Below are 25,644 nucleotides of genomic sequence, written 5' to 3' on the forward strand. Positions count from 1 at the left end.
TTATGGATGATTTAGTACCTTTACTATTAGTTGCTATCATGTACTTAGTACCAGCCGTGTGGCGCAGATTTATAGCGAAAAATCAAACACAAACGGCGCATGTACCGGAGCAGGTGATCATTCCTGAAATTGAATTTATTCCAGAGGAAAGTCCAGGGGAGATAAAGGATTATAGTTCAAAGTTACCATTGGCAATTACCTCTCAAATAGAAACTAGCCATGCTATTGAAGAAGAAACATTGCCGTGGCAAGGTAAACTGACGGAAAATGTAGTAGTCAATGGTGTAATTTTTGCAGAAATCCTTCAGCCTCCCCGTGCATATCGTCCCTTTGTAGGAAGGATGAAATAAAGATAATCATTCCATTGCAAAAATAATTACCATAAAATTTTAGATCTAGAGAAAAATAACAGGGAAAATAACCCCTGTTATTTTTTTTGTTATTTTGTGCAACATACATATGTAAGGGTAACTGTTTTTTTAAGACATAAGGAGAAGTTTAACAATCATTCATATAAATAGTAGAAAGGGGCGTGAACATCTGTGGAGACAGAGTATAAAGGAAGATTAACCTATGCAAAAGGTACATCAATCGAATTTGTGGTCGCACCTAACCAAGATGTTGACTTTGGTGATATTTTAGTAATAGAAGGTAATAATAATGATCGTTTTTATATCAGGGCTCATGATTTTAAGGTGAAATCACGCTGGTCAGGTTTGAATGGTGTAGGTTACTTAATGAGTAAATTAGATGAAAATGGTCAGGTAGAAAATCAAGAAGAATTAGATTTTTATATGGGTGGTAACCATACTGTGAAAATCGGTTTGGCAGAACAATTATGCTATGTTAATGATAAAGGGCAACTATTGAATCCTAAAACCTGCCCAGATTTTTTTTGTCAAGTGAGAACGTTAAATGCTCAAGATTCAAGTTTGCTTTCTGAAATTAAAGGTGATTTAGAAATTGGATTCTTGAAAAGCGGGCGAGGCGCATTGACAATGCCTGTTGGAATTTATGGTGCTAAATCCATAACGGAACATATTGGTATATTTGGGACTACGGGATCAGGAAAAAGTAATGTAGTAAAAGTACTTGCAAGTTCCGTAATTGATAGTGGGAATTATGGTTTGCTAATTTTTGATGTGCATAACGAATATTTTAAAGACTTATCCTCTCACCCAATGTCAAGGGAGCGTTTATGTGTGTATCATACAGATGACAAGCAGTATGGAAAAACGATCGAAGTTAATTTTTCGGAAGTGGGTCCAGAAGATATTACTGCTTGCGCTACCTTCACAGAACCTCAGCTGGATGCAATTTATAAATTGTCATCTATGTGGAAAGAAGATTGGATGCGCTATGTTCTGCAATACGATACAAAAGATATAATCGATGAATTAGCTGGATGCACAGGGCAAAAATTTCACTCTCGAACCATCGGGAAAATAAAAAGCATTTGTTGGAACTTAGAGCAGGAGTTGCATGTAAAGCAGGAAGAAGCTACAATCATTTCTCAAATTATCACTGAATTAGAACAAGGCAAGGTTGTACTTGTAGAGTTGAAGAATATTTCACCCGTAGGGGAGCAAGCCTTATCCACTTTATTATCTAAAAAACTTTTAAATAATTATGCTGGCAAAACGGAAGAAGAACGTAGCCAAATAAAGCCAGTATTAATTGTGTTAGAAGAAGCTCATAGGTTTTTAGGTAAAAAAGAAAATAGCAGTAGCAATGTATTTTCTCGTCTGGTGAGCGAGGCACGAAAATTTAATTTGGGAATGTGCGTAGTAGATCAGCAGCCTCGTTTGTTGGCAGATAAAGTATTATCTCAGTTAAATACGCTATTCATTCTTGGTTTGGCTTCTAAGGCTGACCGCAGTAAGATAGAAGCAATGTGTCGTAAAGATATATTGCAGCAGCGTAATGAAATAAAAAATTTAGATTGTGGTGAGATGATAGTAGCAACTAACTATATGCGCTTTGCAGCTCCTGTAAAAGTTCATAAATTTGAAAATTTCTTGCAACAGCGATATGCTGACTATATACCAGCATTGCCCATTGTATAAGCGTGGAAAATATCCACGCTTTTTCTTATTGGCTGTGCTAGTTGGTGTTGTTTTAGCCTTTTGTACTACATGTTGGTTTTAAGCATATATATTTATATAGAGGGAGGGGGTTGTTGTGCAGTATCGTAGAAATAGGCATTTACAACGTTTAGCTGGCATATTAGAAATTCCTCAGGATATTGTGCTGGATTTGCCCCGCATTACGATGTTGGGTAACAAACAGTTACTATTGGAAAATCATAAAGGCATTATTGAGTATACTCCTTCGTTGGTACGTATAAAATTAGAACAGGGTGAACTTATCATTTGTGGTAAAGAACTAACACTTGGTAATTTACAGGTGGAACAAATATTGGTTGAAGGTACTGTGGAGGAAGTCAAGTATGATACGTAATATGTCCCATTACATTCATGGTACTGTTAAAATAAAGGTTAGTGGACCTATGCCTGAGAAGTTTATTAATTTGTGTGTTATGAAAAATATCTTTTTATGGGGCCTTACTAAGAAAAATGAAGGACTTTTTGTTTGTATGAGTCTTTCGGATTTCTTTTCCATTAGACCTATCGTACGTAATAGTAAGAATCATATTAAAGTAGTAAAATATTATGGATTTCCATTTTTAATAAAGAAAATAAAAAAACGTAAAATGATGGTAATTGGTTTAATTCTATTTTTATGTGTACTTAATACTTTGGTATCTTATATCTGGTTTATCGATATTATAGGTAATAAAGCGATACCTGCTCAGCAAATTAGAGATCTTATAGCGGAAAATGGGCTAAGACCTGGTATGCTTAAAAGTGATATTCCTGTAAAAAATATTGAAAATCAAGTAGCATTCACATTGCCTGAGGTTGCTTGGGTCGGAATTCGTTTCACTGGTATACATGCAGTCGTAGAAATCGTGGAGAAAACAATTTCCAAGCCTCAAGATAAAGAACCAGCCGATATTGTAGCAGTAAAAGATGGCGTTATTACGGAAATTATTGCCTTATCTGGACAGAGTGCCGTTAAAAAAGGTGATACAGTGAAAAAAGGAGATGTACTGATTAAAGGAGTTAGCTATGAGGGAGCGATGGTGGATTCTACTACGATAAACCCACCTCAGCAAAAAATTAGAGCCAAGGGTATTATTAAAGCGCGGGTTTGGTATGAAAGTTATGGAGAATCGGAACTGTTAACAACTGTACATGAAAGGACAGGACGCCAGGAAATTGGTGTTGTCTTAAGAATTGGACAACAGGAATTCCAATTGAAGAAAGTTGCAGTAAAACCAGGTGATTTGGTGGAAGTAGATACCTTTAAGAAAAAGCTTTTTTGGTGGAGGAATCACGATATAATTGTCGAATCTACTATAAGTACATATTATGAACTTGATGAAAAGAGAGTTGAAATAGGTATAGAGGAAGCGAAAGAACAAAGTAAGTCTAGGGCTTTTACATCATTACAATCCTTGATTCCTGAAACAGCACATGTAGTATCAAGAAATATTGAAGTATTGCAAATGCCTGAAAAGAATTTGGTTCGCGTTAAAGTAAATGTAGAGACAGTTGAAGATATTGGTGAATTTACGAGTATAACTATAAAAAATGAGGATAGTGCACCGCCAAAATATAATTGATGATAAAGTTAAAATATGAAAAAGGGCTTGCATTTTGCTATAATCTGACAAGATGCCTAGGAAAGCCCTTTCTTCTTTTATTACTCATAGGAATGATCATAGAGATCTATTTAGAAGTTCTTAAAATCAAGAGAACAAGTGTGTTAAGAATAGGATTTAGGGTAATGGGGTAAACTCTTATTGTTATTTATTGCCAGAAATCTGATTGTACATTGAATCTCATGTTGCTAAATATGGAGTTGAAATTCGTGATATCATTAAATAATAAGTTGCGAGAATTTTTTACTCAGCCTACAAGTATATATGGAAAGCCAATTGCACGGCGACTTGTATTAGGAGTAGCTTTTTTTCTGTTGTTCATGATTATTCTATCATCCGATTTTGTTTCGGATAAAGTATCTCTTGAAGTCGGACAAGTTAGTGATCGTGATGTAATAGCACCAAGGACGGTTGCATATGTAGATGTAATAAAGACGAAAAAATTTGAAGATGAAGTCTTAGCCAGTGTAGCAAATGTCTATGATTTAGATGTTACTGCAATCGCTAAAGCCGAAGAAAATATAGGCATGATTTTTAGCGAGGCAAAGCAAGTTGTAGGAAATAAGGAACTAGTTTCAGCAGAACAAAAAAAGGAAAAATTACAGCAGGGGTTGCCGCTGCCATTGCCTAATAATGTTCTTGATGGATTAGTTCATCTTGACGCGGCATCAATGATCAATGCAGAGGAACAGTCTAAATCTATTTTACGTAAATTCTTTCAGCGAGGTATTCGTGATGATGATTTAGATATTGCCAGGAAGCATATTGTAATTGAAACAGAAGAAATGGGTTTAGATAAAAGGGTTGAGTCTGTAATAGCCGGAATTGGACAAGCACTATTAAAACCAAATTTTATTTTAAATGTTCGTGAAACGGACAAACGCAAACAGTCCGCTATAAACAGTATGGAACCAGTACGGGAAACAGTAAAAAAAGGTCAGATAATGGTAAGACGCGGAGACATTGTCACTCCTGAACAAATTCACGCTGTAGAAGAATTGGGCTTATCTAAAGGGCATGTTAATGAAATGCGTATATTTGGACTTGCCATTTTTGTTATAGCTGTCATGATTATTATTTTGGGATACATGTATCGGTTTGCTTACCCGATTTATATAAATGATTTACATTTAGTGTTATTAGGATTAATTACGCTGGTAACCTTATTACTGGGGAAGGCTGCTCATTATTATTCTGATTTTTCTGCTCCAATTGCTGCTGGAGCTCTTCTCGTTGCCATATTGATCGATGCTCGCCTAGGAGTAGTGATTAGTATTGCTTTAGCACTGTTATTTGGCATTATTGTTGAACATGATTTACGAGCCGTATCAACAGTGTTAATTGGAAGCCTGATTGGCGTTTATAGTGTATCAAAGATGGCTCATGGTTATAGTCTGACAAAAACAGGAATTATCATTGCTGGCGTTAATTTTGTAGTGATTGGTGCCACTGGTTTCATTGAGCAATTAAATAGTTCACAAATTCTCATGCAAGGAGTACAGGGGATTGTAAGCGGTATTGCAGCTTCTGTCATTACAACTGGGCTCCTGCCTTATTTAGAAAATGCTTTTAATATCACTACACCCTTGAAGTTATTGGATTTAGCGCAGCCTAATCATCCTTTGTTGCAACGACTGCTTTTAGACGCTCCAGGAAGTTACCATCATAGTGTCTTAGTTGGAAATTTAGCAGAAACAGCTGCAGGTTATATCCATGCAGATCCTGTGACCGTGCGCGTAGGGGCATATTATCATGATATTGGTAAAATTAAACGACCTTACTTTTTTGTGGAAAATCAAGCAGGGAATGAAAATCCTCATGATAAAATAGCGCCTTCGTTAAGTACCTTAATTGTTACCTCACATATCAAGGACGGCGTTGATTTGTGCCGTGAGTATAAATTGCCTCAGATTATTATTGATATTGTGCAGCAGCATCATGGTACAATGTTAGTGTCCTATTTTTACAAAAGGGCTACCGAAAATGAGCATAGTGAATGCATTATTGAGGCCGATTTTCGGTATGAAGGCCCACGTCCTCAGAGTAAAGAGGCAGCTCTTATTATGCTGGCGGATGCTTGTGAGGCGGCAGTACGATCCATTGGCAAACCCAACAAAAATCGAATAGAAGCAACTGTTCGTAAAATCATTCGTGAACGTTTGCATGATGGACAATTAGATGAATGCAATGTAACATTAAAAGACTTGAACGTAATCGGCGATGTATTTATTCGAGTTCTTTCCAGTATGTTTCATACCCGAATTGAATATCCCGATACATTGAAAGAGTTGGAGAGGAGAAAAGCAAAGAATGGAAATAGCAATAAGCAGTCCTCTGCAAAAGATGATAGTAACGCTGGAAATGGAACAGATAGTGAGATCGGTGTTAAATAAAACTGCTGAAGTCTACGGAATCAAGCCTCATACAGAGGTGAGTGTTGTTGTGGCTGATGATGATTACATTCATCAGTTGAATCGACAATATCGAGGAAAAGACTGCTCTACTGATGTATTATCCTTTGCATTAAATGAAGGAGAAGAGCCTCAAATCGTTAATGGACCAGGAGAGGTTCTGTTAGGTGATATTATTATTTCTCTTGAAACCGCAGCGCGGCAGGCAGAGGAATATGGACATAGTTTAGAGCGTGAATTGGCTTACTTAACAACTCATGGTATCTTGCATCTATTGGGATATGACCATATGACAGAGGATGAAAAAGCAGAAATGCGTCAGGAAGAAGAACATATTTTATTTTTATTAGGCATTACTCGTGTATAATGAGAAAGAAGCAAAGTTTGCTAATTTCTGTTAAAAGTGCTTTTGAGGGGATTTATTATTGCGCTACCCATGAGCGCAATATGAAAATTCACATTGGAGCGGGGTTAACCGCAGGATTTTTTTCTTGGTGGTTTGCATTAGATAAATATGAAATACTGATCTTGTTAGTAACGATAGTAGGTGTATTAGTAGCAGAGATGATCAATACAGTGGTGGAAACGCTGGTGGATATGATATCGCCAGAACGTCATCCTCTGGCAAAAATAGCTAAAGATGTAGCTGCTGGAGCTGTTTTGATTACCGCTACATTTTCATTAGTTGTTGGGTATATGCTCTTTTTTTCAAAACTTTAAAAAAGGTAAAGGGGCGTATTATGAAAAAATTAATTCAAGCAGCAAAATCTGGAAGAGAGTGCGCTTATGTGCCTTATTCAAACTTTAAAGTGGGTGCTGCAGTATTAACGAAAAATGGAAAGATATATACGGGCTGTAATGTTGAAAATGCTTCTTATGGCTTGTCTAATTGTGCAGAACGTACAGCTATTTTTAAGGCTGTTTCTGAAGGACATCAAGAATTGACAGCGATAGCTATTGTGGCGGATACGGTAAAGCCTGTAGCGCCTTGCGGAGCTTGCAGGCAGGTAATGTCTGAGTTTGGTATTAGTAAAGTGATTATGAGTAATTTACAAGAGGAAGAATACATTGTAACTCTAGAAGAATTATTACCCTATTCCTTTGAAAAAAAACATTTGTCAGGAGAAAAGAATTATGGAAGCTAATAAGGATCATAAGTCAGGGTTTGTTTCAGTAATTGGCAGACCAAATGTTGGTAAATCTACTTTAATTAACAGTCTCATTGGGCAGAAAGTCGTCATTATGTCAGATAAACCTCAGACTACGCGTAATAAAATTATGTGTGTTCTTACACTCGATGATGCACAAATTTTATTTATTGATACGCCTGGTATACATAAACCTAAGCATAAATTGGGCGAATACATGCTTAAAGCAGCAGAAAATACGCTGCGTGAAGTAGACGTCATTTTCTTCGTTGTAGATGCTACTGAGGATATTGGTGGAGGCGAGCGATATATATTGGAATTATTATCACTAGTTAAAACACCAGTTATTTTGGTAGTCAATAAAATTGATAAGATCGAGAAAACCAAATTGCTGCCGATCATACAAAAGTATTCTGCTTGTTATGAATTTGTAGGTGTGGTACCTATTTCTGCGATGGAACATACCAATCTGGATGGTTTGATTACAGAGGTGAAAAAATATTTAGAGCCTGGTCCTCAATATTATCCGGAAGATATGATTACAGATCAGCCGGAACGTTTGGTAATTGCCGAGATGATTCGTGAGAAAGTTCTTCATGCTACACGAGATGAAATTCCCCATTCTATTGCTGTGGATATTGAGGAAATCACAACTAGAGCCAATGAAGATTTATACATCCGTGCTGTGGTTTATGTAGAGCGGGAATCCCAGAAAGGAATTGTAATTGGTGCTAAAGGACAATTGCTAAAAGAAGTGGGGAAGCTGGCACGGATTGATATTGAAAATCTTCTAGGATCAAAGATATTTTTAGATTTATGGGTTAAAGTGAAAAAAGACTGGCGTAATAAAGAAGGCAGCCTGCGAAGCTTTGGTTATGAGTAAAAGTTGATCGCTACAAACTTCATTAGATAAATTATTTGCTGTGGCTGTCACATTGTGATAGCCATTCTTTATTGACCGAAATGCTACAAGATGGTATCATTTGTAAAGAAGGTGAAATCGGTCTTTATGTTGGAAGGGGTTAATATTATTATGACAATTTGGGTTATAATAAATTAAGGGATAAATCATTGAACTTTTTCTAGTTAGATAAAATTGTTTTTTGCATGTTATATTGTAAGAACTGCATAGAAAGCATTAAGACTAGTTTTCACTGCCGAACCGTAATATTTTGAGGGAGAGATGCGCTATCGAGTCGCCTTTATATAGCTCGCTAAGTTTATTGGCAGCTTTTTTATTGGTTTTACTAAATGGTTTTTTTGTAGTTGCGGAATTTTCTTTGGTGAAGATTCGTAAAACTCGTATAGAAGAATTAGTACAGCAAGGTAATTCACGGGCTGAATTAGCATTAAAAATTATATCTTCGTTGGATACGTATCTAAGTGCAATTCAATTGGGGATTACACTTGCTTCATTGGCTTTAGGTTGGATTGGGGAACCTGCCATGTCCTCTATTTTACAGCCTTTAATATTTGCCTATTTACCAGGATCACAATTAGTATTACACACCATAACAGTTGCTATTGGATTTACTATTATTACTTTGCTGCATGTAGTGATCGGTGAATTGATTCCGAAGTCACTGGCTATTCAAAAGGCGGAAAGTATGCTGCTTTGGGTAGTATGGCCATTATATATATTCCATAAAATTGGTTATCCTGTGATTACGCTGTTTGATCATACTGCTTGGTTTTTCCTGAAGCTTTTAGGTGTCAAACCAACGAGTGAATCTGACTTAGCTCATTCGGAAGAAGAATTAAGGATGATTGTTAGCGCCAGCCACCGAGGCGGGGTATTAGATCAAATGGAAAGCGATCTTCTAGATAATGTTTTTGATTTTGCTGATCGTTTAGCACGTGAGGTTATGGTGCCTCGTCAAGATATTGTTTGCTTATTTGCTGATGACTCATACGAAGAAAACATAAAAGTAGTCCGTGAAACGCATCATACTCGTTTTCCATTATGTTTAGAAGATAAAGATCATATTATGGGCATGATCCATCTTAGAGATCTAATGGACTTCGATCTTTGCAATACAGAGCAAAAAGATTTAACAACGATTATGAGGGAAATATTGGTGATTCCCGAAGGTATGTCAGTAGCTAAAATCTTACAGATGATGCGGCGCAAGCGTATTCATCTTGCGGTTGTGGTTGATGAATACGGCGGTACTGCAGGACTTGTTGCCATGGAAGATATTATTGAAGAAATCGTTGGTGATATTAAAGATGAGCACGATGAATTGATTCAACCAGAAATTCAACGTATGCCTGATAATACCTATGAATTTGATGGCAGAGTATTGTTAGAGGATGTAGCGGATTTATTAAATATTCGCTTGGAAGAACATGAAGAGGATACCATTGGCGGATATATATTTGGCGTATTAGGGCGTCGTCCTGAAATTGGGGATGAGGTAACAATTGGTGAATATAGCTTCGTTTTGCTGCAAGTCAATGGTTTTCGTGTAGTTCGGGTAAAAGCTTTGCCTCTTCCTAAAACGGACGAGAGTGAAGCTTAGCTATAAAAGAAGATACTATAGGAAGGAGGTTTATAAGGCGAGGAAGTTGGAAGGTCGTATCAAAAAAATATGTGCGAAGGGATGATGTCAAGTGTTGTTACGGGATTTAATGTGGGAAGTTTTCCAAAGCACCGGACAAATTGAAGCATATTTGATCTATCGTTCATGCACTGAAGCTAACGTGATACCTGAAACACCACCAGTTACTAAGATCGGCTTATAATCTCTTGGAATTAAAATCTTATAGATTTAAACAAAATAGGGGCGTATGCATTGTGAGCGCCTCTTACATATTCAAATTATATTTTAAGCATTAGGTTAATTGAGGGAAATATGGCACAATATCAAACAGAAGCCATCTTAGTTGCAGCACGTGATTGGGGTGAAGCGGATAAGATGGTAACTTTATTTTCTCGGGAGTATGGTAAGATTATTGCTTTTGCCAATGGAGCTAGGCGGCCTAAGAGCCCCTTAGCTGGTGGCATGCAGCTTTTTACCCATATGGATGTAAGGGTGGTTTCAGGGAAAAACTATGATTCAGTGAAGCAATGTGAGATGAAAAATTCTTTTCGTCAAGTACAAGAGGATTTTAACTGTATGGCTTATGGTACATTTATTGCAGAACTAGTAGCAGAACTTTGTCCGGAAAAGCAGCCTGAACCTCAAGTCTTTGATTTGTTATTAGAAGTATTAAAAATACTTCCTATGCGTAATCCGCGCATGGTAGCCCTGGCTTGGGCTTGGCAAATGCTATTTATTATGGGATATTATCCTGACTTTAAGCAATGTGTTATTTGTGGACAGGACTTAGTATTACCTGGTTATTTTTGTTTTTTAAATGGAGGCTGCATCTGCTCGAACTGTAACCATGGGAAACTGCCAGAAGTGAATGGAAAAATAGTTGATTTTATCGATTGTTTATTACATGTCAACTGGAAAAATCCAGTTGAATTTACTGTAAGTGGCGCAGTTTTAATGCAAACAGAGAAAATCTTGATGGAGTATTTGACGCAATGTTTGGACAAGCCGCTTAAATCTATGAAGTTTATAAAGCAAGTTGCTGAGGTAATGCAAAATGAAAAATGAGAGCAGCTAAAAGTTGTTGCCAAAATAATGTAATAAACTGGATTTTTTGAATAAGGATTATCGCTATTGGAAATAATAACAAAAATATTTCTTAGGAGGATTTCATTATGGAAGAAATAACATTAGAAAAAATTGATATTATACGTGGACGTACGGGGCTTTCCTATCGAGAGGCTAAAGAAGCATTAGAGCGGAATCAAGGAATTTTACTTGATACGTTAATCGAATTAGATGAGAAAAAAGAAACAAACTGGACAGAAGGCTTTTCTGTACGATCTGGAGAAGTGATTGACAAGGTAAAGGCTCTTATCCATGAAGGTAATGTTAATAAAATTAGTATAAAGAGTGAAGGACGTACCTTAGTTGAAATTCCTGTAACACTTGGCGCTCTGGGAGCTGTAGTGTTACCGCAGATTGCAGCATTAGGAGTATTGATAGCAATGTTTAAACGGTGCAGTATCGAAGTTGTGCGCAATGATGGCAGCACTACAGAGACGACAATATCAGATGATGATACAGCCGTTGATGAAGAAAAGAATGAGTTTCATAAAAATAGTGGACTTTAAACGCTGCTATATACCATTGACAATATAAATAACTTTTGTTATGATTTTAACTAAATTAAGGCAATGAAGGAAAAAAGTAGCCTGGTGTTTTTAGCGAGTCAGGGATGGTGCAAGCTTGGCAATGTAATGGGTGAAAGGCATTCCTAAGCCGTAAGAGGAAATTCTGCGCATGTGCTCAATAGAGCTTTTATGTGGAAGAGTAAAACTTGCTATAACTTAAGGTGGATCATGTTCTCATGATCAATCAGGGTGGAACCGCGGGAAAACCTCTCGTCCCTGTAACGATATGTTACTGTGGACAGGGAGGTTTTTATTTGTAAACAAGCAGTCGCATATGTTTTATTTGCATCAGCAAGGTGAGGATTGCATCTTGGCAGAGAGTTGATGTAGATTAAGTTTTTTACTATTAAGGGAGGCGTATTATTAGTGACTTTTCAAGAGATTATTTTGACACTGCAAAATTTTTGGGCTGGGCAGAAATGTATTTTAATGCAACCGTATGATGTGGAAAAGGGTGCAGGTACAATGAATCCTGCTACTTTTTTACGAGCTTTAGGACCAGAACCTTGGAATGTTGCATATGTGGAACCTTCGCGTCGTCCTGCAGATGGACGTTATGGAGATAATCCTAATCGTTTGTTGCAGCATCATCAATTTCAAGTTATTATGAAACCTTCACCTGCAAATATTCAAGAACTTTATTTAGAAAGTTTGGTAGGTTTAGGAATTGATCCCAGTCAGCATGATATTCGTTTTGTTGAAGATAACTGGGAATCTCCAACCTTAGGTGCATGGGGACTTGGCTGGGAAGTGTGGTTAGATGGTATGGAAATTACCCAATTTACTTATTTCCAGCAAGTTGGCAGTATTGATGTAAAACCTGTTTCCGTGGAAATTACCTATGGTTTAGAGCGTTTGGCAATGTATATTCAAGGAAAAGAGAACGTGTATGAGCTAGAATGGGTAGACGGCGTTACCTATGGCGATGTTTTTCACCGTAATGAAGTAGAACAATCTCATTATAATTTTGAAATTGCTGATACGGATTTGCTGTTCCAGTTGTTTGATATGTATGAAAAAGAAGCCATCCGAGTCATTGAAGCTGGCTATGTATTACCCGCCTATGATTATGTATTAAAATGCTCTCATACTTTTAATCTATTAGATGCCCGTGGTGCGATTAGTGTTAGTGAACGTACCGGTTTTATTGGAAGGGTTCGTAATATGGCGAGATTATGCGCACAAGGCTATTTAGAACAACGAGAAAAACTAGGCTTTCCCTTGCTTAAGGAGGGTAAATAATTATGGCAAAAGATTTATTATTTGAAATTGGTACAGAAGAAATTCCTGCAAGATTTATGGCAGGCGCTTTAAGTCAACTTGAGAATATTGCTAGAAATAAATTTAATGAACTTAGAGTTGGCTATAGAGATATTCAAGTGCTGGGGACTCCTCGACGATTAGCATTAATTGTGAGAGATGTAGTAGAAGAACAAGCAGATAAGAATAGTGAAAATAAAGGTCCTTCTATAAAGATTGCATTTGATGCAAATCATCTGCCAACAAAAGCTGCTCAAGGATTTGCCCGGGGGCAAGGTGTCGATCCAGTTGATCTGGTAGTAAAAGATGGATATGTTTACGCTCTTGTGCATGAAGTGGGCAAACCTGTTTCGACCTTGCTGCCTGAGATCTTAAGCAATATTATTGATAGTCTTAATTTTCCTAAGAATATGCGATGGGCTGACTTTGATAGAAAATTTGTCAGGCCTATCCGTTGGATAGTAGCACTTTTTGGTAGTGAGGTTATTCCTTTTACCATTACAAAAGTATCAACGGGGAATGTGACTCGCGGTCATCGTTTTTTAAGTAAAGGCGAATTAATCGTAAATTCTGTGGATGATTATTTTACTGTATTGCAGGAAAACTACGTTATGGTAAATCAAGAAGAGCGACGCAGCGTGATTCGTGAGCAAGTTCAGGAAATTGCGTTAAGTCAAGGTGGTACTGCTGCTATTGATGAAGATTTATTAGAAGAAGTAGTATATCTTGTCGAATATCCGACAGCTCTTTGCGGACGATTTGAAGAAAAATATTTATCATTGCCTCCAGAGGCTGTTATTACACCTATGCGGGAGCATCAGCGATATTTTCCTGTAGTCTCAAAAGATGGAAAGCTCTTACCTGTATTTATTACGGTACGTAACGGTTCCGCCGACCATATTGATATTGTTCGTCATGGTAATGAAAGGGTACTCAAAGCAAGATTAGCCGACGCTCAGTTCTTTTTTGAGGAAGATAAGAAGATAAAATTAATTGATCGCTTAGATAAACTTAAGACGATTGTTTTTCAAGAGGGATTAGGCACTGTTTATGATAAAACCATACGTATTGAGCATCTTGCCTTAGCTATTGCAAAATTTATAGGTACTGAAAATGTAAATAGGATTATTGAACGGAGTGCCAAACTTGCAAAGGCTGATTTGGTAACAGGGATGGTTTGCGAGTTTACCGAACTGCAAGGGACTATGGGGAAAGAATATGCATTGTTAAATGGAGAACAACCTGAGGTAGCTCAGGCAATATTCGAACACTATTTACCCCGTTTTGCTGGTGATATTTTGCCGGAAAGTGTAGCAGGAAAGGTGATTAGTATCGCTGACAAACTGGATAATATCGTAGCAACTTTCAGTCGTGGTCTAATACCAACGGGTTCTCAAGATCCTTATGCATTAAGACGCCAGGCATTAGGGATTGTTAATATCTTAATTGATAGCAGCTATCATGTTTCGATGAATGCTATGCTGGTTCAAACTATGGATTTACTGGGTATTGTTCCTGAAAAGCGAGAGAAGTTACTCATAGAAATTCAGGAGTTTTTCCGATTACGAATTAAGAATGTCTTAGCGGATGAAAATATTCGTTATGATATCGTTGATGCTGTAATGGGCACTAGCGTAGATGATGTATATGATACTTGGTTGAGGGCTAAAGCTATGGTAAATGATGGCGGCAGCAGCGAAATGCAGAAGGCTGTGCAAGCATTTACCCGGGTTGGTAATTTAGTCAAAAATGTTACAGATGTTCAGGCAATTGATGAAAGTTTATTTACAGTAGATGAGGAACGCGTTCTCTATTTTGCCTATAAAGATGCATATGAAGATATTCAAAGCATGACAGAAAGAAAAGACTATTGCGGTATACTCAATACAATGATCACAATGACTGAGCCAATTGATGCGTTTTTTGGGGCAGTCATGGTTATGGTTGAAGATATAGCAGTAAAAAATAATCGTTTGGCATTACTCAAAAGAATTACAGATCTTACTACAAATGTAGCAGATTTAAGTAAAATTGTAGCTTTGTAAATCATATAAGAAAGAGCCTGTACAATGGATGCAGGCTCTTTTTATACTTTGAATATGTAATAATTATCTCTGTTTATTGGCAGAATGTTATAAAGAGAGTCTTTTAGTAAGAGGATTTTGTATGATTTTAACGTATTATATAAATTGGAATTGGCTTTTTATTAAAATAAATATACAATAGAATTATTATGTATAGGGGGGAGCATCATAGCTAAATCATCAGTAATTTATGCTTTATCGGATTCTATTGGTGAAACAGCGGAAATGATAGCTAGAGCCACAGCAAGTCAATTTAAAGCTGGAGCGTTTGAAATTATTCGTATTCCGTATATTAATAGTACCATTCAAATTGAAAGAATTTTAGAAGATGCAGCAAATTATACCAGTGTGATTTGTCATACCATTGTAGGACGTGAATTAAGAGAAGCATTATTGGAACAGGCACAACGTTATAACATTCCTACGATTGATATTATGGGACCCATGATTGATGCTGTACAGCATGTATCAGGATTTGTTCCACAATTAAAGCCAGGATTGGTTCATACTTTAGATCAAGCTTACTTTAAGCGGGTCGCAGCAATTGAATTTGCGGTTAAATATGATGATGGAAAAAATCCTGACGGTATATTAAAAGCCGATGTGGTACTTGTTGGAGTATCGCGTACCTCAAAGACACCCTTGAGCATGTATCTGGCTCATAAAGAATTGCGGGTTGCTAATGTGCCGATGGTGCCTGAAGTGGCTCCGCCAAAAGAATTATTCGAAATTCCTACCGAAAAAATTGTCGGTTTAATTATTGATCCAGCCAAATTAAATAATATTCGGGCCGAGCGACTGCGTTCTATGGGATTAGACCCGGAATCCTGTTATGCTGATTCTGCACGAATCAAAGAGGAAGTAGAATATGCTAAAAGCATTATGCATAAATTAAACTGTCCTATTATTGATGTGTCAAATAAGGCTATTGAAGAAACTGCTAATAAAATTATGGAATTGATCTGTAGCAAAAAACAATCTAATATCTTTGGTGCGGATTATTGCTCACAAGTATAATAAAAAGCCTCCGGTAAAAATCCGGAGGCTTTTTTATTATAAGAATGTGTCTGTTGTTATATTATATTTTGCTGTATCCGCTGACCAGGAATTGCCATTTTGTTCAATTTGTACATTGTCGCTAAAAAAGGCATTTTTATCTCGCCAGTTGTAATTGACGAGATTAGCTGTAACATTTAGATTTGTGCGAGTAAAATGTACATTTCCTTCGACGATAGCCCGATCTTGGGCACCATATACATAGACACTATCTGCAGTGAATAAAATATCATCTTGCTTTACTGTAATATTGCCACTTCCCCAAACTTCTAATGATCCCATATTAACTTTTGCTTGATCTGCAGTAATTACACGGTTTTTAACTTGTATGTATACATTTCCATTTAATACATATAAACCGGTATTGATATCAAAATATTGCTGATCTGCTGTAATAGTGGGTTTGGCAGCGAGAGTAGTTGCTGTAAATAGCAGCATAAACAGTAAAGTAAATATGAAAGTTTTAGTTTTCATAATAATCTCCTCTCCGTATAAGTAGAGCCTATAAACAAATCTTTAATAATATTATAACAGATTTTGCAGGAAAATGGAGGTGTAAATGCTTGGTATGCTGAAAAGAGTATATATGATTCGTTCGTTACAAACTAGGTATAATAATGAAGCAAACAATGCTTCTATTTTAATAATGAAGGTTACGGAGTAAAATGTGGAGGCGATACTATGAATATACGTGAACGTATTGAGGAGCAAGAATATAAAATACTGTCATCCTTTGCTAGTAAAAGTAGGGAAGCAATACGGGATAAAGAAGAAGAAGTATGTGAGTTTCGGACCGCTTTCCAGCGTGATCGTGATCGTCTTATTCATAGCAAGGCTTTTCGCCGATTAAAGCATAAAACCCAAGTTTATATTTCTCCTGGAGATCATTATCGCATGAGAATGACACATAGTTTAGAGGTCTCACAAATATCTCGAACCATTGCCCGAGGATTAATGTTAAATGAAGATTTAACTGAAGCCATTGCCCTGGGACATGACGTTGGACACACTCCTTTTGGTCATGTTGGCGAGTACGCTTTGCGTGAAATTATTGGTCGTTACCATCATAATGAACAGAGTTTAAGAGTCGTAGAGCATCTTGAACGAAATGGCAGAGGACTGAACTTAACATTAGAAGTTAAAGATGGCATATTAAATCATACAGGTTTAAATAAACCTTTTACCTTAGAAGGAAATATAGTACGTATTGGTGATCGTATTGCTTATTTATGTCATGACTATGATGATGGTATTCGAGCAGGGATGATTAGAACTGTTGATTTACCAGAAAAGGTGGCCAAGACATTAGGGATAAACCCGTCTAATATGATTACTGTAATGGTTTCTGATATGATTCGAGCATCTGAGGGACGTAATGAAATACATATCTCGGCTAAAGTTAAAAATGCCATGGATGAATTTCGTGAGTTTATGTTTCGAAAAGTATATCATTCAGCAGATTTGGAGCCTGACCGCAAGAAGGCAAAATATATCATTCAAAAATTATATGAGTACTTTACCCTTCACCCTGAAAGCTTGCCACAGGAATTTTTAGAACGTGAAAGTATTTGGGGATTGGAGGTAACGATTGTTGATTACATTGCAGGTTTGACAGATAGTTATGCAGTTCATTTGTTTGAAGAGTTATTTATTCCGGCAAAGTGGATTGCCCGATGAGTTATCAGAAGAGATTCTAATTTGTTATCAAAAAAAATATTAGTTGTCAAGAGGGAAAAGAGGATATTTATAAGTTATATTGAATACTATTGTTTATGAAAGTAAAATGAATGGAGTTATGTCCTAATTTGGAGTTCATTCTAAGATCTTTCAATTAATAGTATGAAATAATAAGTACTATGACGCATGAATCTTATAGCAGGATTATGGGAATTTGTGTAGAAATAAATCACAAATCGAAAGTAGTTTTTCTTTTAATCATATTGGATATGCTAGTATTAGCAGGAATATGGGAAAAAATCGCGAAAACAGGAAAACAGGATATTCTTGTATCATAAGTCGAAAAGTTGATGAATAGGAATATTTATTCATGAAAAATTAACAGGCTATATGCTTACAAGTAGGTTAAAGGTGAGTTTATGAAAGATGGGATTTATGATGAATTTATTGATAGGTTGCGTTCGGAGAGTGATATTGTAAGCATCTTATCAGATTATGTCCCTTTAAAGAAGAAGGGAAAAAACTATTGGGGCTGCTGTCCATTTCATCATGAGAACACTCCTTCATTTTCAGTAACACCTGACAAAGGTTTTTTTTATTGTTTTGGTTGTCAAAGTGGGGGAAATGTATTTAATTTTTTAATGAAAATTGAAAACATTAGTTTTTTTGATGCGGTAAAAGTATTGGCACAAAAAATGAATATTCCTTTGCCAGAAAAAGAGAAAAGTTCGCGGGAATTGGCAAGGGAGCGTGAGAATAGCAAATTATACCGTGTCAATGAAATGGCTAGGGAGTTTTTTTATGCTTGTTTGACAAAAACTGTTTATGGCAAAAAAGCAAGAGAATATTTAAATTCCCGTGGTGTTACAGATGACGTCATTGAACGTTTTAAAATTGGCTTTGCTCCTCCTGCTTGGGATAAATTGGTAAATGCTTTTTTAGAACGTGGTGTAGAACAAGAGGTTTTGCTAAGAGCTGGTCTAATCGTAGAGAGAAATTCTGGTGATGGTGTTTATGACCGGTTTCGCAGTCGTGTAATATTTCCTATTTCTGATGCTCGGGGGCGGGTAGTTGGTTTTGGGGGAAGGGTGATTGATGATAGCCAACCTAAATATTTAAATTCACCAGAAACCTCTGTTTTTAATAAAAGATATATTTTGTTTGGTTTTGATGCTGCACAAAAGTTTATTAAGGAATCCGGGCAAGCCATTGTGGTAGAAGGTTATATGGATGCCATTACGGCTCATGCTTTTGGTATTCGAAATGTTGTGGCATCATTAGGTACAGCCTTTTCTCCTGAGCAGGCTAAATTATTGCTTCGTAATGCTAAAGATATATTTTTTGCTTATGATAGTGATGCTGCTGGGCAAAATGCTACAGTACGGGCTTTGTCAATTCTACGCAATTTAGGTGCAAATGTGCGAGTAATTTCGATTCCTGATGGCAAAGACCCTGACGAGTTTATTCGCAAACATGGAGCTGAGGCTTTTCAATTACTCATCGCAGAGGCAGCTGATATTTTAGAGTATCAAATTAAGCAAGCTTTTCAAAGTATAGATTATAGCGGTCTAGAAGGAAAAGTTGCTGTTGTATCTAAAATAGTGCCTATATTGGCAGAAGCGGATAATGCAGTAGAAGTGAATGCATATATTGCTTCTATTTCACAGACGCTGGCAATTGATGAAAGTGCTATACGCAGTGAAGTTCGTAAATTTTTGTTTCAGCAACAAAAGGATAAAAATGTAAATAAAGGGAAGAATATATCTAATATGTTGGTTGTGAAGCAACCTTCAGTCGCATTAGAACAAGCTGAAAGTCATATTGTTCGATTAATGTGTGGAGATAGCTCTCTTATACCATATATTAGGGAGAAACTGTCTATTGAAGAAATACAAGGAGAAAATAGACGCGAAATAATTAATTTAATATTTAAAGAGTATAATATGGGAAAAGATATTACAGATACTGCTTGGACAATGATGCTAAGTGAAGCAGCAAATGCAGAATTATCTCATATTATGCTAATTGATATACAATATAATGATACTGATAATATCAAAATGGTTGATGATTGTATAAAAAATATGCGCCTAACAAATTTAAAGTTTTTATATGAACAGCACCGATTAAGGGCTGATGAATTAGAACGTCTGGGGGATAGTGGTTTTCTGCAGGCATTAGCAGAAAGTCAGCGAATAAACGATGAAATTAATAAATTGCGCAACTTATAATTCCAAAAAGAAACTACGCCTTGATTGGAGTGGCCAATGGAGGAGGGGAGTAAAATGACAGAGAAAAAGATGATATCAAATGAATTTGTAACTAAATTGGTGAACAAAGGGAAAAAACAGGGTGGCGTGTTAACTTATAGTGAAATCATGGATACTCTCCAAAGTGAAGATTTATCTCCTGATGAAATTGAAGAGATATATGAAGTCTTTTCTAGTAAGGGGATTGAGATAGTTGATGAGCTTCCTGATGATACTGAAAGACATGATGAGCCTGATGTAGCAGAAGTAGAAGAAGTAACTCCAGAAGAAGTAGATATTGATTTAACAATTCCAGAAGGTATTAGTATTGATGATCCGGTTCGCATGTATCTTAAAGAGATTGGTCGAGTACCTTTACTGACAGCTGATGAAGAAATTAAATTAGCGCAGCGTATGGAAGAAGGCGACGAGGAAGCAAAAAGGAGATTAGCAGAGGCTAACCTGCGCTTGGTTGTAAGTATTGCAAAACGCTACGTTGGGCGTGGAATGCTATTCTTGGACTTAATTCAAGAAGGTAATTTGGGCTTAATAAAAGCCGTTGAGAAATTCGATTATAATAAAGGCTATAAATTTAGTACCTATGCTACTTGGTGGATTCGCCAAGCAATCACAAGGGCAATTGCTGACCAAGCTCGAACGATTCGTATTCCAGTGCACATGGTGGAGACGATTAATAAATTGATTCGCGTATCTAGGCAATTATTACAAGAACTAGGACGTGAGCCTCAGCCAGAAGAAATTGCAAAAGAGATGGATATCAGTGTTGAGCGTGTAAGAGAAATTATGAAAATTGCTCAAGAGCCAGTATCTTTAGAAACACCGATTGGCGAGGAAGAAGATTCTCATTTAGGCGACTTTATTGAAGATCAGGATGCGCCAGCTCCTGCCGAGGCTGCTTCCTTTATGCTCTTAAAGGAACAATTAGAAGAAGTGTTAGAAACTCTTACTCCGCGAGAGGAAAAAGTTCTTAGATTACGGTTTGGTCTTGATGATGGGCGAGCGCGCACACTAGAAGAAGTAGGGCAGCATTTTGGTGTTACCCGTGAACGTATTCGCCAGATTGAGGCAAAAGCTCTTAGAAAGTTACGTCACCCTAGCCGTAGTAAGAAATTAAAAGATTTCTTAGAATAATAATAAGTTTAATTTCATTTCATAAAAAAAGTTGTTGACGTAACATTGGTATTGTATTATAATAGTTAATGTTGACGACATTCCTCGATAGCTCAGTTGGTAGAGCAATCGGCTGTTAACCGATCGGTCGTAGGTTCGAGTCCTACTCGAGGAGCCATCTTATACAGATTACAAACAGGCTTTCTATGGAAAACCTGTTTTAATATCTCTAGGGCCTATAGCTCAGCGGTAGAGCAGCCGGCTCATAACCGGCTGGTCCCTGGTTCGATCCCAGGTGGGCCCACCATTTTATAGTAAACAATTTTGGCCCGTTGGTCAAGCGGTCAAGACACCGCCCTTTCACGGCGATAACGGGGGTTCGATTCCCCCACGGGTCACCATAACGGGCGATTAGCTCAGCTGGGAGAGCGCCTGCCTTACAAGCAGGATGTCGGCAGTTCGATCCTGTCATCGCCCACCATTTAAGAATAAAATGCAAAGCATAATGCTTTGCATTTTTTTACTATAGAGAAGATGATGTTGAATTATTATTGATTTGATTGTTAAATTAAAATTCTAGTATAATAAGAAAAATGAGGTGATTGCAATTTGAGGCTTGTGGGAAGATTGGCCGCATTGGCGGCATGTGTGCCTCGAGGGGCTCGTTTAGCTGATATTGGTACGGATCATGCATATTTGCCTATTGAATTAGTCGAAAAAGAAGTTATTATTTCGGCCGTAGCAGGTGATGTTCATAGCGGTCCCTATAAGGCGGCTAAAGAGCATGTGGAAGGTTTATCACTGGAAGGGAAAATATCTGTACGTTTAGGCAACGGATTAGCAGTTCTTTCGCCATTGGAAGTAGATACGGTTGTTATTGCTGGTATGGGTGGACAAACAATTATAGAGATATTAACGAACCATTGTGAAATCGTTAGCTCTCTCAAACGTCTAATATTACAGCCTATGGTGGGAGCGGCAGCTGTGCGGCGTTGGTTATGTGAAAACCATTGGTATGTGCTAGAGGAACGGTTAGTCCAAGAAGAGGGAAGACTCTATGAAATCATTGTGGCAGAGCGAGGAGATTCTCCTCGTTATGAGCCTGTCATGTACGAAATTGGGCAAAAGCTATGGGATGAAAAGTCCCCGCTATTACTATTGCATATTGATCAATTGATTTCTCAGACTAAGCGTGTAGTAAGAGAAATGGAATGTAGTAGTAATGCCCAAAAAAGCCTTAAATACCAGGAATATGTCACGCGATTAAAACAATTGGAGGATAAGCGGCGATGTCTGTAAAGTGTAAGGTAATTATAGAGGCAATGGATAAACTGGCGCCTAGGAGCTTGGCAGAGGATTGGGATAATGTGGGGCTGCTAGTTGGCAGTTCAGCCCAAACAATTCATAAGATACTAATTACTTTAGATGTAACAAAAGCAGTAGTGGAACAAGCTGTAAAAGACGATATCGATTTAATCATTGCTCATCATCCTGTTATATTTAAGAGCATCTCTGCCATAAGGACAGATTTACCCCAGGGGCAAATTTTATCTGCTTTAATAAAAGCAGATATTGGAGTATATGCTGCTCATACGAATCTTGATATCGCCTCAGGAGGTGTTAATGATGTATTAGCAAATGCTTTTCAGTTGTGTGATGTGCGGCCCCTTGCGGATAATTTTAGTGAAAAATTTTGTAAATTAGTAGTATTTGTTCCAGAAACTCATCGAGAAATTGTTGGAGATGCGATAATGACGGCTGGAGCAGGACATATTGGTAATTATAGTCATTGTAGTTTTGCTGTTAATGGCATCGGCACATTTTTGCCTTTAGATGGTTCTAAACCATTTATCGGACATGCTGGCAAGCTAGAGCATGTACAGGAAAGTCGCTTGGAAACGATTATGCCAGAGAAAATTTACAAGTCAGTTGTTAAAGCAATGCTAAAAGTGCATCCTTATGAAGAGGTTGCTTATGATGTATATCAGTTGATGAATTCTGGAGAAAAATTAGGACTTGGGCGTGTTGGAAAGCTTGTGAATCCTATCGTGCTTGCAGAGTTTGTTGATCAGGTAAAATATGTGCTGGGAGTATCTGCTGTAAGTGTAGTGGGAGATCAAAATAAGTTGATAAAAAAAGTAGCGGTATGTGGCGGCGCAGGCGCTAGCTTATTGCATAAGGCTGCATTTGCTGGAGCAAATGTCTTAGTGACAGGAGACGTAAAATATCACGAGGGACAAGATGCTGCTGCCCTTGGAATTGCAATTATTGATGCTGGTCATTTTGCCACAGAGCAACCTATACTGTCTTATGTAGCAGAATATCTTAGCAAATGTGCTGATGATGCAAAATGGTCTGTGGATATTAAGGTTGACGACATCAATCAAGACATCTTTCAGATCTATTAAAGATGGTATAAATATATCATAGATTATTTGACTAAATTAATAATATGTGATATAATAAATTTCTTGTTAATTGAATGACAAAAATATAGTGTTGTGAGTAGGAAAGATGATCGCGGATGCCCATAAAGCATACGAGGAAAGTCCGAGCTCCATAGGGCAGGGTGCTGGATAACGTCCAGCGAGGGTGACCTTAGGGAAAGTGCCATAGAAATGTAAACCGCCAGCTATGCTGGTAAGGATGGAACGGTGCGGTAAGAGCGCACCAGCAGTCAGGTGACTGGCTGGCTAGGTAAACCCCACCTGGAGCAAGACCAAATAGGGAAGGGATGAAGCTGCCCGCTGAACCTTCCGGGTTGCGTCGCTAGAGCTGTCAGGTAACTGCCAGACTAGATAGATGATCATCACCGTGTAAGCGGTACAGAACTCGGCTTATTGATTACTCACAACTTTATGGAAACAAAGCCTTTTCTATTTTCAATATAGAGAAGGTTTTTTATTTGAGGGAATACAAGAATAATTATTAAATAAAAATTGAATCGACGTAATAAGAAATATCTGATGAGTATTGACTTTTAATTCGATATTTTCTATTATATAAGTAAGATAGTAATGAAAATTCAATAATGGTGAAATAATAAAATAAAATATATTGGAGGTTACATAATGAGTGTTCTAAATATTACAAGTGAAAGTGATTTTAAAGAAAAACTATCTCAATCAGGTAAACCTGTACTTGTAGATTTCTGGGCTTCTTGGTGCGGACCATGTAAAATGGTTGCTCCTGAACTTGAAGCTGTTGGGTCAGAGTATGAAGGCAAAGCTGTTGTTGTAAAGGTCAATGTGGATGAACAGCAGCAACTGGCCAGTGAATACAATGTTATGGGAATTCCTACTTTGCTTCTCTTTAAAGATGGTGTAGAAGTCAATCGCATTGTGGGATATCGGCCACGTAAAGATTTAATGGATGCTATTGATAAAGTGATCTAAAACTTTTAAGAGGCTTCAAATGGCGAAGTCTCTTTTTTTTGCAATCCTATCGTATATTGTAGAAATTTATATTGTCTAAATCTTATTAATTTGCGATAATATGAAGAGGAATAGGATCATCCTATTTATAGTATGCCTAATTCTTATTGCTACTAAGTGTGTATGTTTTTTATTGGAAAAGTATACTGTATTATAAATTCGTTATCCTGAAAGGAGTTATATATGATTATCTCATGGAATACTACCCAGGTCTGTAATATTAGCTGTCTGCACTGCTATCGTGATGCAGGAAAGAAAAGTCCTGATGAACTAAGTACAGAAGCAGGCAAAAAATTATTAGATGAAATGAAACGTGCTGGCTTTAAAATTATTATTTTAAGTGGTGGCGAGCCGTTGATGCGTCCTGATATTTATGAATTAATTTCTTATGCTAAAAGTATTGGCTTAAGACCAGTACTTGGTACAAATGGAATTTTAATTACTAAGGATGTAGCTATAAAACTAAAAGAAGCTGGACTTGGCGCAGCTGGCATCAGTCTTGATAGCCGCGATAAAAATGTCCATGATAAGTTTCGTCAATCCGAAGGAGCTTGGGATAAAACCATTGCGGCGATGAAAGCTTGTCGTGAAGTTGGACTTCCTTTCCAGATTCATACAACTATCACAACTTGGAATGAAAAAGAAGTTACTGATATTACAGATTTAGCTGTTGAAATAGGGGCGATGGCTCACCATATTTTCTTCTTAGTTCCTACTGGCAGAGGAAAAGATATTGAAGATACAACATTAAAAACAGAGCAATATGAAGCTGTATTAACACGGATTTTGGAAAAGCAAAAAGAGGTACCGATTGAACTTAAACCTACCTGCGCTCCTCAGTTTATGCGTATTGCAAAGGAGCGTAATATTCCAATGCGCTTTACCAGAGGTTGTTTGGCAGGTACGGCTTATTGTGTAATCTTGCCAAATGGCGATGTACAAGCTTGTCCTTATTTACCGATCAAAATTGGTAACGTAAAAGAAACCGATTTTGATGCAATATGGCGTGATAGCGAGATGTTTAATCGATTGAGGCATGAGCCGCTAAAAGGTGGCTGTGGAACCTGTGGTTATGATGGTATATGCGGTGGCTGTAGGGCTCGAGCATATTATTACTATGATGGCGACTATATGGCGGAAGAGCCATGGTGTAATCGTGGAGTTAGAGAAGAGAAGAAATAAAACTTTTATCTGCGTTTATTAAGACTTGGCGCATAGGCGCCAAGTCTTCTT

The 25,644-nt window shown here is 37.3% G+C and carries 24 protein-coding genes, 4 tRNA genes, 1 other RNA gene and 1 other annotated feature; of the genes, 28 read left to right on the forward strand and 1 reads right to left on the reverse strand.

Annotated features, from left to right (window positions below):
* Nucleotides 1–2: 2 nt before the first annotated feature.
* From FR7_RS09820 to FR7_RS09890, 16 genes are all read left to right on the forward strand, one after another.
* Entirely contained in the window at nt 3–350 is a 348-nt protein-coding gene (locus FR7_RS09820) for a hypothetical protein (protein WP_007936562.1), read from the forward strand.
* A gap of 192 nt (nt 351–542) precedes the next feature.
* Nucleotides 543–2,066, forward strand: a complete 1,524-nt coding sequence (locus FR7_RS09825) for an ATP-binding protein (RefSeq protein WP_007936565.1) — start codon at nt 543–545, stop codon at nt 2,064–2,066.
* Nucleotides 2,067–2,181: 115 nt separating this feature from the next.
* Nucleotides 2,182–2,460: a sporulation protein YqfC gene (yqfC, locus tag FR7_RS09830; RefSeq protein ID WP_007936567.1), complete on the forward strand. Its 279-nt coding sequence runs from the start codon at nt 2,182–2,184 to the stop codon at nt 2,458–2,460.
* 1 nt (nt 2,461) lies between these two features.
* Complete coding sequence (yqfD, locus tag FR7_RS09835) at nt 2,462–3,688, forward strand: sporulation protein YqfD (RefSeq protein WP_269085750.1); 1,227 nt, start codon at nt 2,462–2,464, stop codon at nt 3,686–3,688.
* A gap of 248 nt (nt 3,689–3,936) precedes the next feature.
* Nucleotides 3,937–6,120: an HD family phosphohydrolase gene (locus FR7_RS09840; RefSeq protein ID WP_007936573.1), complete on the forward strand. Its 2,184-nt coding sequence runs from the start codon at nt 3,937–3,939 to the stop codon at nt 6,118–6,120.
* Nucleotides 6,071–6,505, forward strand: a complete 435-nt coding sequence (gene ybeY, locus FR7_RS09845; RefSeq protein ID WP_007936575.1) for an rRNA maturation RNase YbeY — start codon at nt 6,071–6,073, stop codon at nt 6,503–6,505. Before FR7_RS09840 ends, ybeY begins: the two co-directional genes overlap by 50 nt.
* A complete protein-coding gene (locus FR7_RS09850) occupies nt 6,505–6,858 on the forward strand; it encodes a diacylglycerol kinase family protein (RefSeq protein ID WP_007936576.1) in 354 nt (117 codons plus the stop codon). Before ybeY ends, FR7_RS09850 begins: the two co-directional genes overlap by 1 nt.
* A 20-nt stretch (nt 6,859–6,878) precedes the next feature.
* Nucleotides 6,879–7,283, forward strand: coding sequence for a cytidine deaminase (locus tag FR7_RS09855; RefSeq protein WP_007936577.1), 405 nt, complete (start codon nt 6,879–6,881; stop codon nt 7,281–7,283).
* Entirely contained in the window at nt 7,273–8,169 is an 897-nt protein-coding gene (gene era / locus FR7_RS09860) for a GTPase Era (protein ID WP_007936578.1), read from the forward strand. Before FR7_RS09855 ends, era begins: the two co-directional genes overlap by 11 nt.
* A gap of 340 nt (nt 8,170–8,509) precedes the next feature.
* Nucleotides 8,510–9,808, forward strand: coding sequence for a hemolysin family protein (locus FR7_RS09865; protein ID WP_007941337.1), 1,299 nt, complete (start codon nt 8,510–8,512; stop codon nt 9,806–9,808).
* Nucleotides 9,809–9,899: 91 nt separating this feature from the next.
* Nucleotides 9,900–10,031: a YqzL family protein gene (locus FR7_RS23190; RefSeq protein WP_081490007.1), complete on the forward strand. Its 132-nt coding sequence runs from the start codon at nt 9,900–9,902 to the stop codon at nt 10,029–10,031.
* Between the two features lie 110 nt (nt 10,032–10,141).
* Nucleotides 10,142–10,894: a DNA repair protein RecO gene (gene recO / locus FR7_RS09870; RefSeq protein ID WP_007936580.1), complete on the forward strand. Its 753-nt coding sequence runs from the start codon at nt 10,142–10,144 to the stop codon at nt 10,892–10,894.
* A gap of 107 nt (nt 10,895–11,001) precedes the next feature.
* Nucleotides 11,002–11,460: a DUF4342 domain-containing protein gene (locus FR7_RS09875; RefSeq protein WP_007936581.1), complete on the forward strand. Its 459-nt coding sequence runs from the start codon at nt 11,002–11,004 to the stop codon at nt 11,458–11,460.
* A 54-nt stretch (nt 11,461–11,514) separates the two neighbouring features.
* Nucleotides 11,515–11,741, forward strand: a binding site (T-box leader).
* A gap of 145 nt (nt 11,742–11,886) precedes the next feature.
* Nucleotides 11,887–12,762: a glycine--tRNA ligase subunit alpha gene (gene glyQ, locus FR7_RS09880; RefSeq protein ID WP_007936582.1), complete on the forward strand. Its 876-nt coding sequence runs from the start codon at nt 11,887–11,889 to the stop codon at nt 12,760–12,762.
* Between the two features lie 2 nt (nt 12,763–12,764).
* Nucleotides 12,765–14,825 (forward strand): glycine--tRNA ligase subunit beta, encoded by a 2,061-nt coding sequence (gene glyS, locus FR7_RS09885; protein ID WP_007936584.1) that lies wholly within the window; start codon nt 12,765–12,767, stop codon nt 14,823–14,825.
* Nucleotides 14,826–15,050: 225 nt separating this feature from the next.
* Nucleotides 15,051–15,881, forward strand: a complete 831-nt coding sequence (locus FR7_RS09890; protein WP_081490006.1) for a pyruvate, water dikinase regulatory protein — start codon at nt 15,051–15,053, stop codon at nt 15,879–15,881.
* A 36-nt stretch (nt 15,882–15,917) separates the two neighbouring features.
* On the opposite strand, the gene FR7_RS09895 is transcribed toward FR7_RS09890, so the two are convergent.
* Nucleotides 15,918–16,394, reverse strand: a complete 477-nt coding sequence (locus tag FR7_RS09895; RefSeq protein WP_007936587.1) for an LptA/OstA family protein — start codon at nt 16,392–16,394, stop codon at nt 15,918–15,920.
* A 207-nt stretch (nt 16,395–16,601) separates the two neighbouring features.
* Between FR7_RS09895 and FR7_RS09900 the strand changes: the two genes are divergently transcribed.
* The 12 genes from FR7_RS09900 to nirJ2 all read left to right on the forward strand — a co-directional run bounded on the left by FR7_RS09900 (nt 16,602) and on the right by nirJ2 (nt 25,593).
* Complete coding sequence (locus tag FR7_RS09900; RefSeq protein ID WP_007936589.1) at nt 16,602–17,597, forward strand: deoxyguanosinetriphosphate triphosphohydrolase; 996 nt, start codon at nt 16,602–16,604, stop codon at nt 17,595–17,597.
* Nucleotides 17,598–18,016: 419 nt separating this feature from the next.
* Nucleotides 18,017–19,828 (forward strand): DNA primase, encoded by a 1,812-nt coding sequence (gene dnaG, locus FR7_RS09905; protein ID WP_007936590.1) that lies wholly within the window; start codon nt 18,017–18,019, stop codon nt 19,826–19,828.
* Between the two features lie 54 nt (nt 19,829–19,882).
* Nucleotides 19,883–20,998, forward strand: a complete 1,116-nt coding sequence (gene rpoD, locus FR7_RS09910) for an RNA polymerase sigma factor RpoD (protein WP_007936591.1) — start codon at nt 19,883–19,885, stop codon at nt 20,996–20,998.
* Nucleotides 20,999–21,079: 81 nt separating this feature from the next.
* A tRNA-Asn gene (locus FR7_RS09915) sits at nt 21,080–21,155 on the forward strand.
* Nucleotides 21,156–21,209: 54 nt separating this feature from the next.
* Nucleotides 21,210–21,284, forward strand: a tRNA-Ile gene (locus FR7_RS09920).
* 19 nt (nt 21,285–21,303) lie between these two features.
* Nucleotides 21,304–21,378 (forward strand) — tRNA-Glu (locus FR7_RS09925).
* Between the two features lie 4 nt (nt 21,379–21,382).
* Nucleotides 21,383–21,458 (forward strand) — tRNA-Val (locus FR7_RS09930).
* A 137-nt stretch (nt 21,459–21,595) separates the two neighbouring features.
* Nucleotides 21,596–22,276 carry a tRNA (adenine(22)-N(1))-methyltransferase gene (locus tag FR7_RS09935; protein ID WP_237714887.1) on the forward strand — a complete coding sequence of 227 codons (681 nt, stop codon included), beginning with the start codon at nt 21,596–21,598 and terminating at the stop codon, nt 22,274–22,276.
* Complete coding sequence (locus FR7_RS09940; protein ID WP_007936593.1) at nt 22,267–23,385, forward strand: Nif3-like dinuclear metal center hexameric protein; 1,119 nt, start codon at nt 22,267–22,269, stop codon at nt 23,383–23,385. The genes FR7_RS09935 and FR7_RS09940 overlap by 10 nt, the downstream gene beginning before the upstream one ends.
* A gap of 94 nt (nt 23,386–23,479) precedes the next feature.
* Nucleotides 23,480–23,832, forward strand: an RNA gene (rnpB, locus tag FR7_RS09945) — RNase P RNA component class A.
* A 216-nt stretch (nt 23,833–24,048) separates the two neighbouring features.
* Nucleotides 24,049–24,372, forward strand: coding sequence for a thioredoxin (gene trxA, locus FR7_RS09950; RefSeq protein WP_007936594.1), 324 nt, complete (start codon nt 24,049–24,051; stop codon nt 24,370–24,372).
* A gap of 222 nt (nt 24,373–24,594) precedes the next feature.
* Complete coding sequence (nirJ2, locus tag FR7_RS09955) at nt 24,595–25,593, forward strand: putative heme d1 biosynthesis radical SAM protein NirJ2 (RefSeq protein ID WP_007936595.1); 999 nt, start codon at nt 24,595–24,597, stop codon at nt 25,591–25,593.
* Nucleotides 25,594–25,644: the final 51 nt, after the last annotated feature.

This window comes from Pelosinus fermentans DSM 17108, from assembly GCF_000271485.2.
Taxonomy (GTDB): domain Bacteria; phylum Bacillota; class Negativicutes; order DSM-13327; family DSM-13327; genus Pelosinus; species Pelosinus fermentans.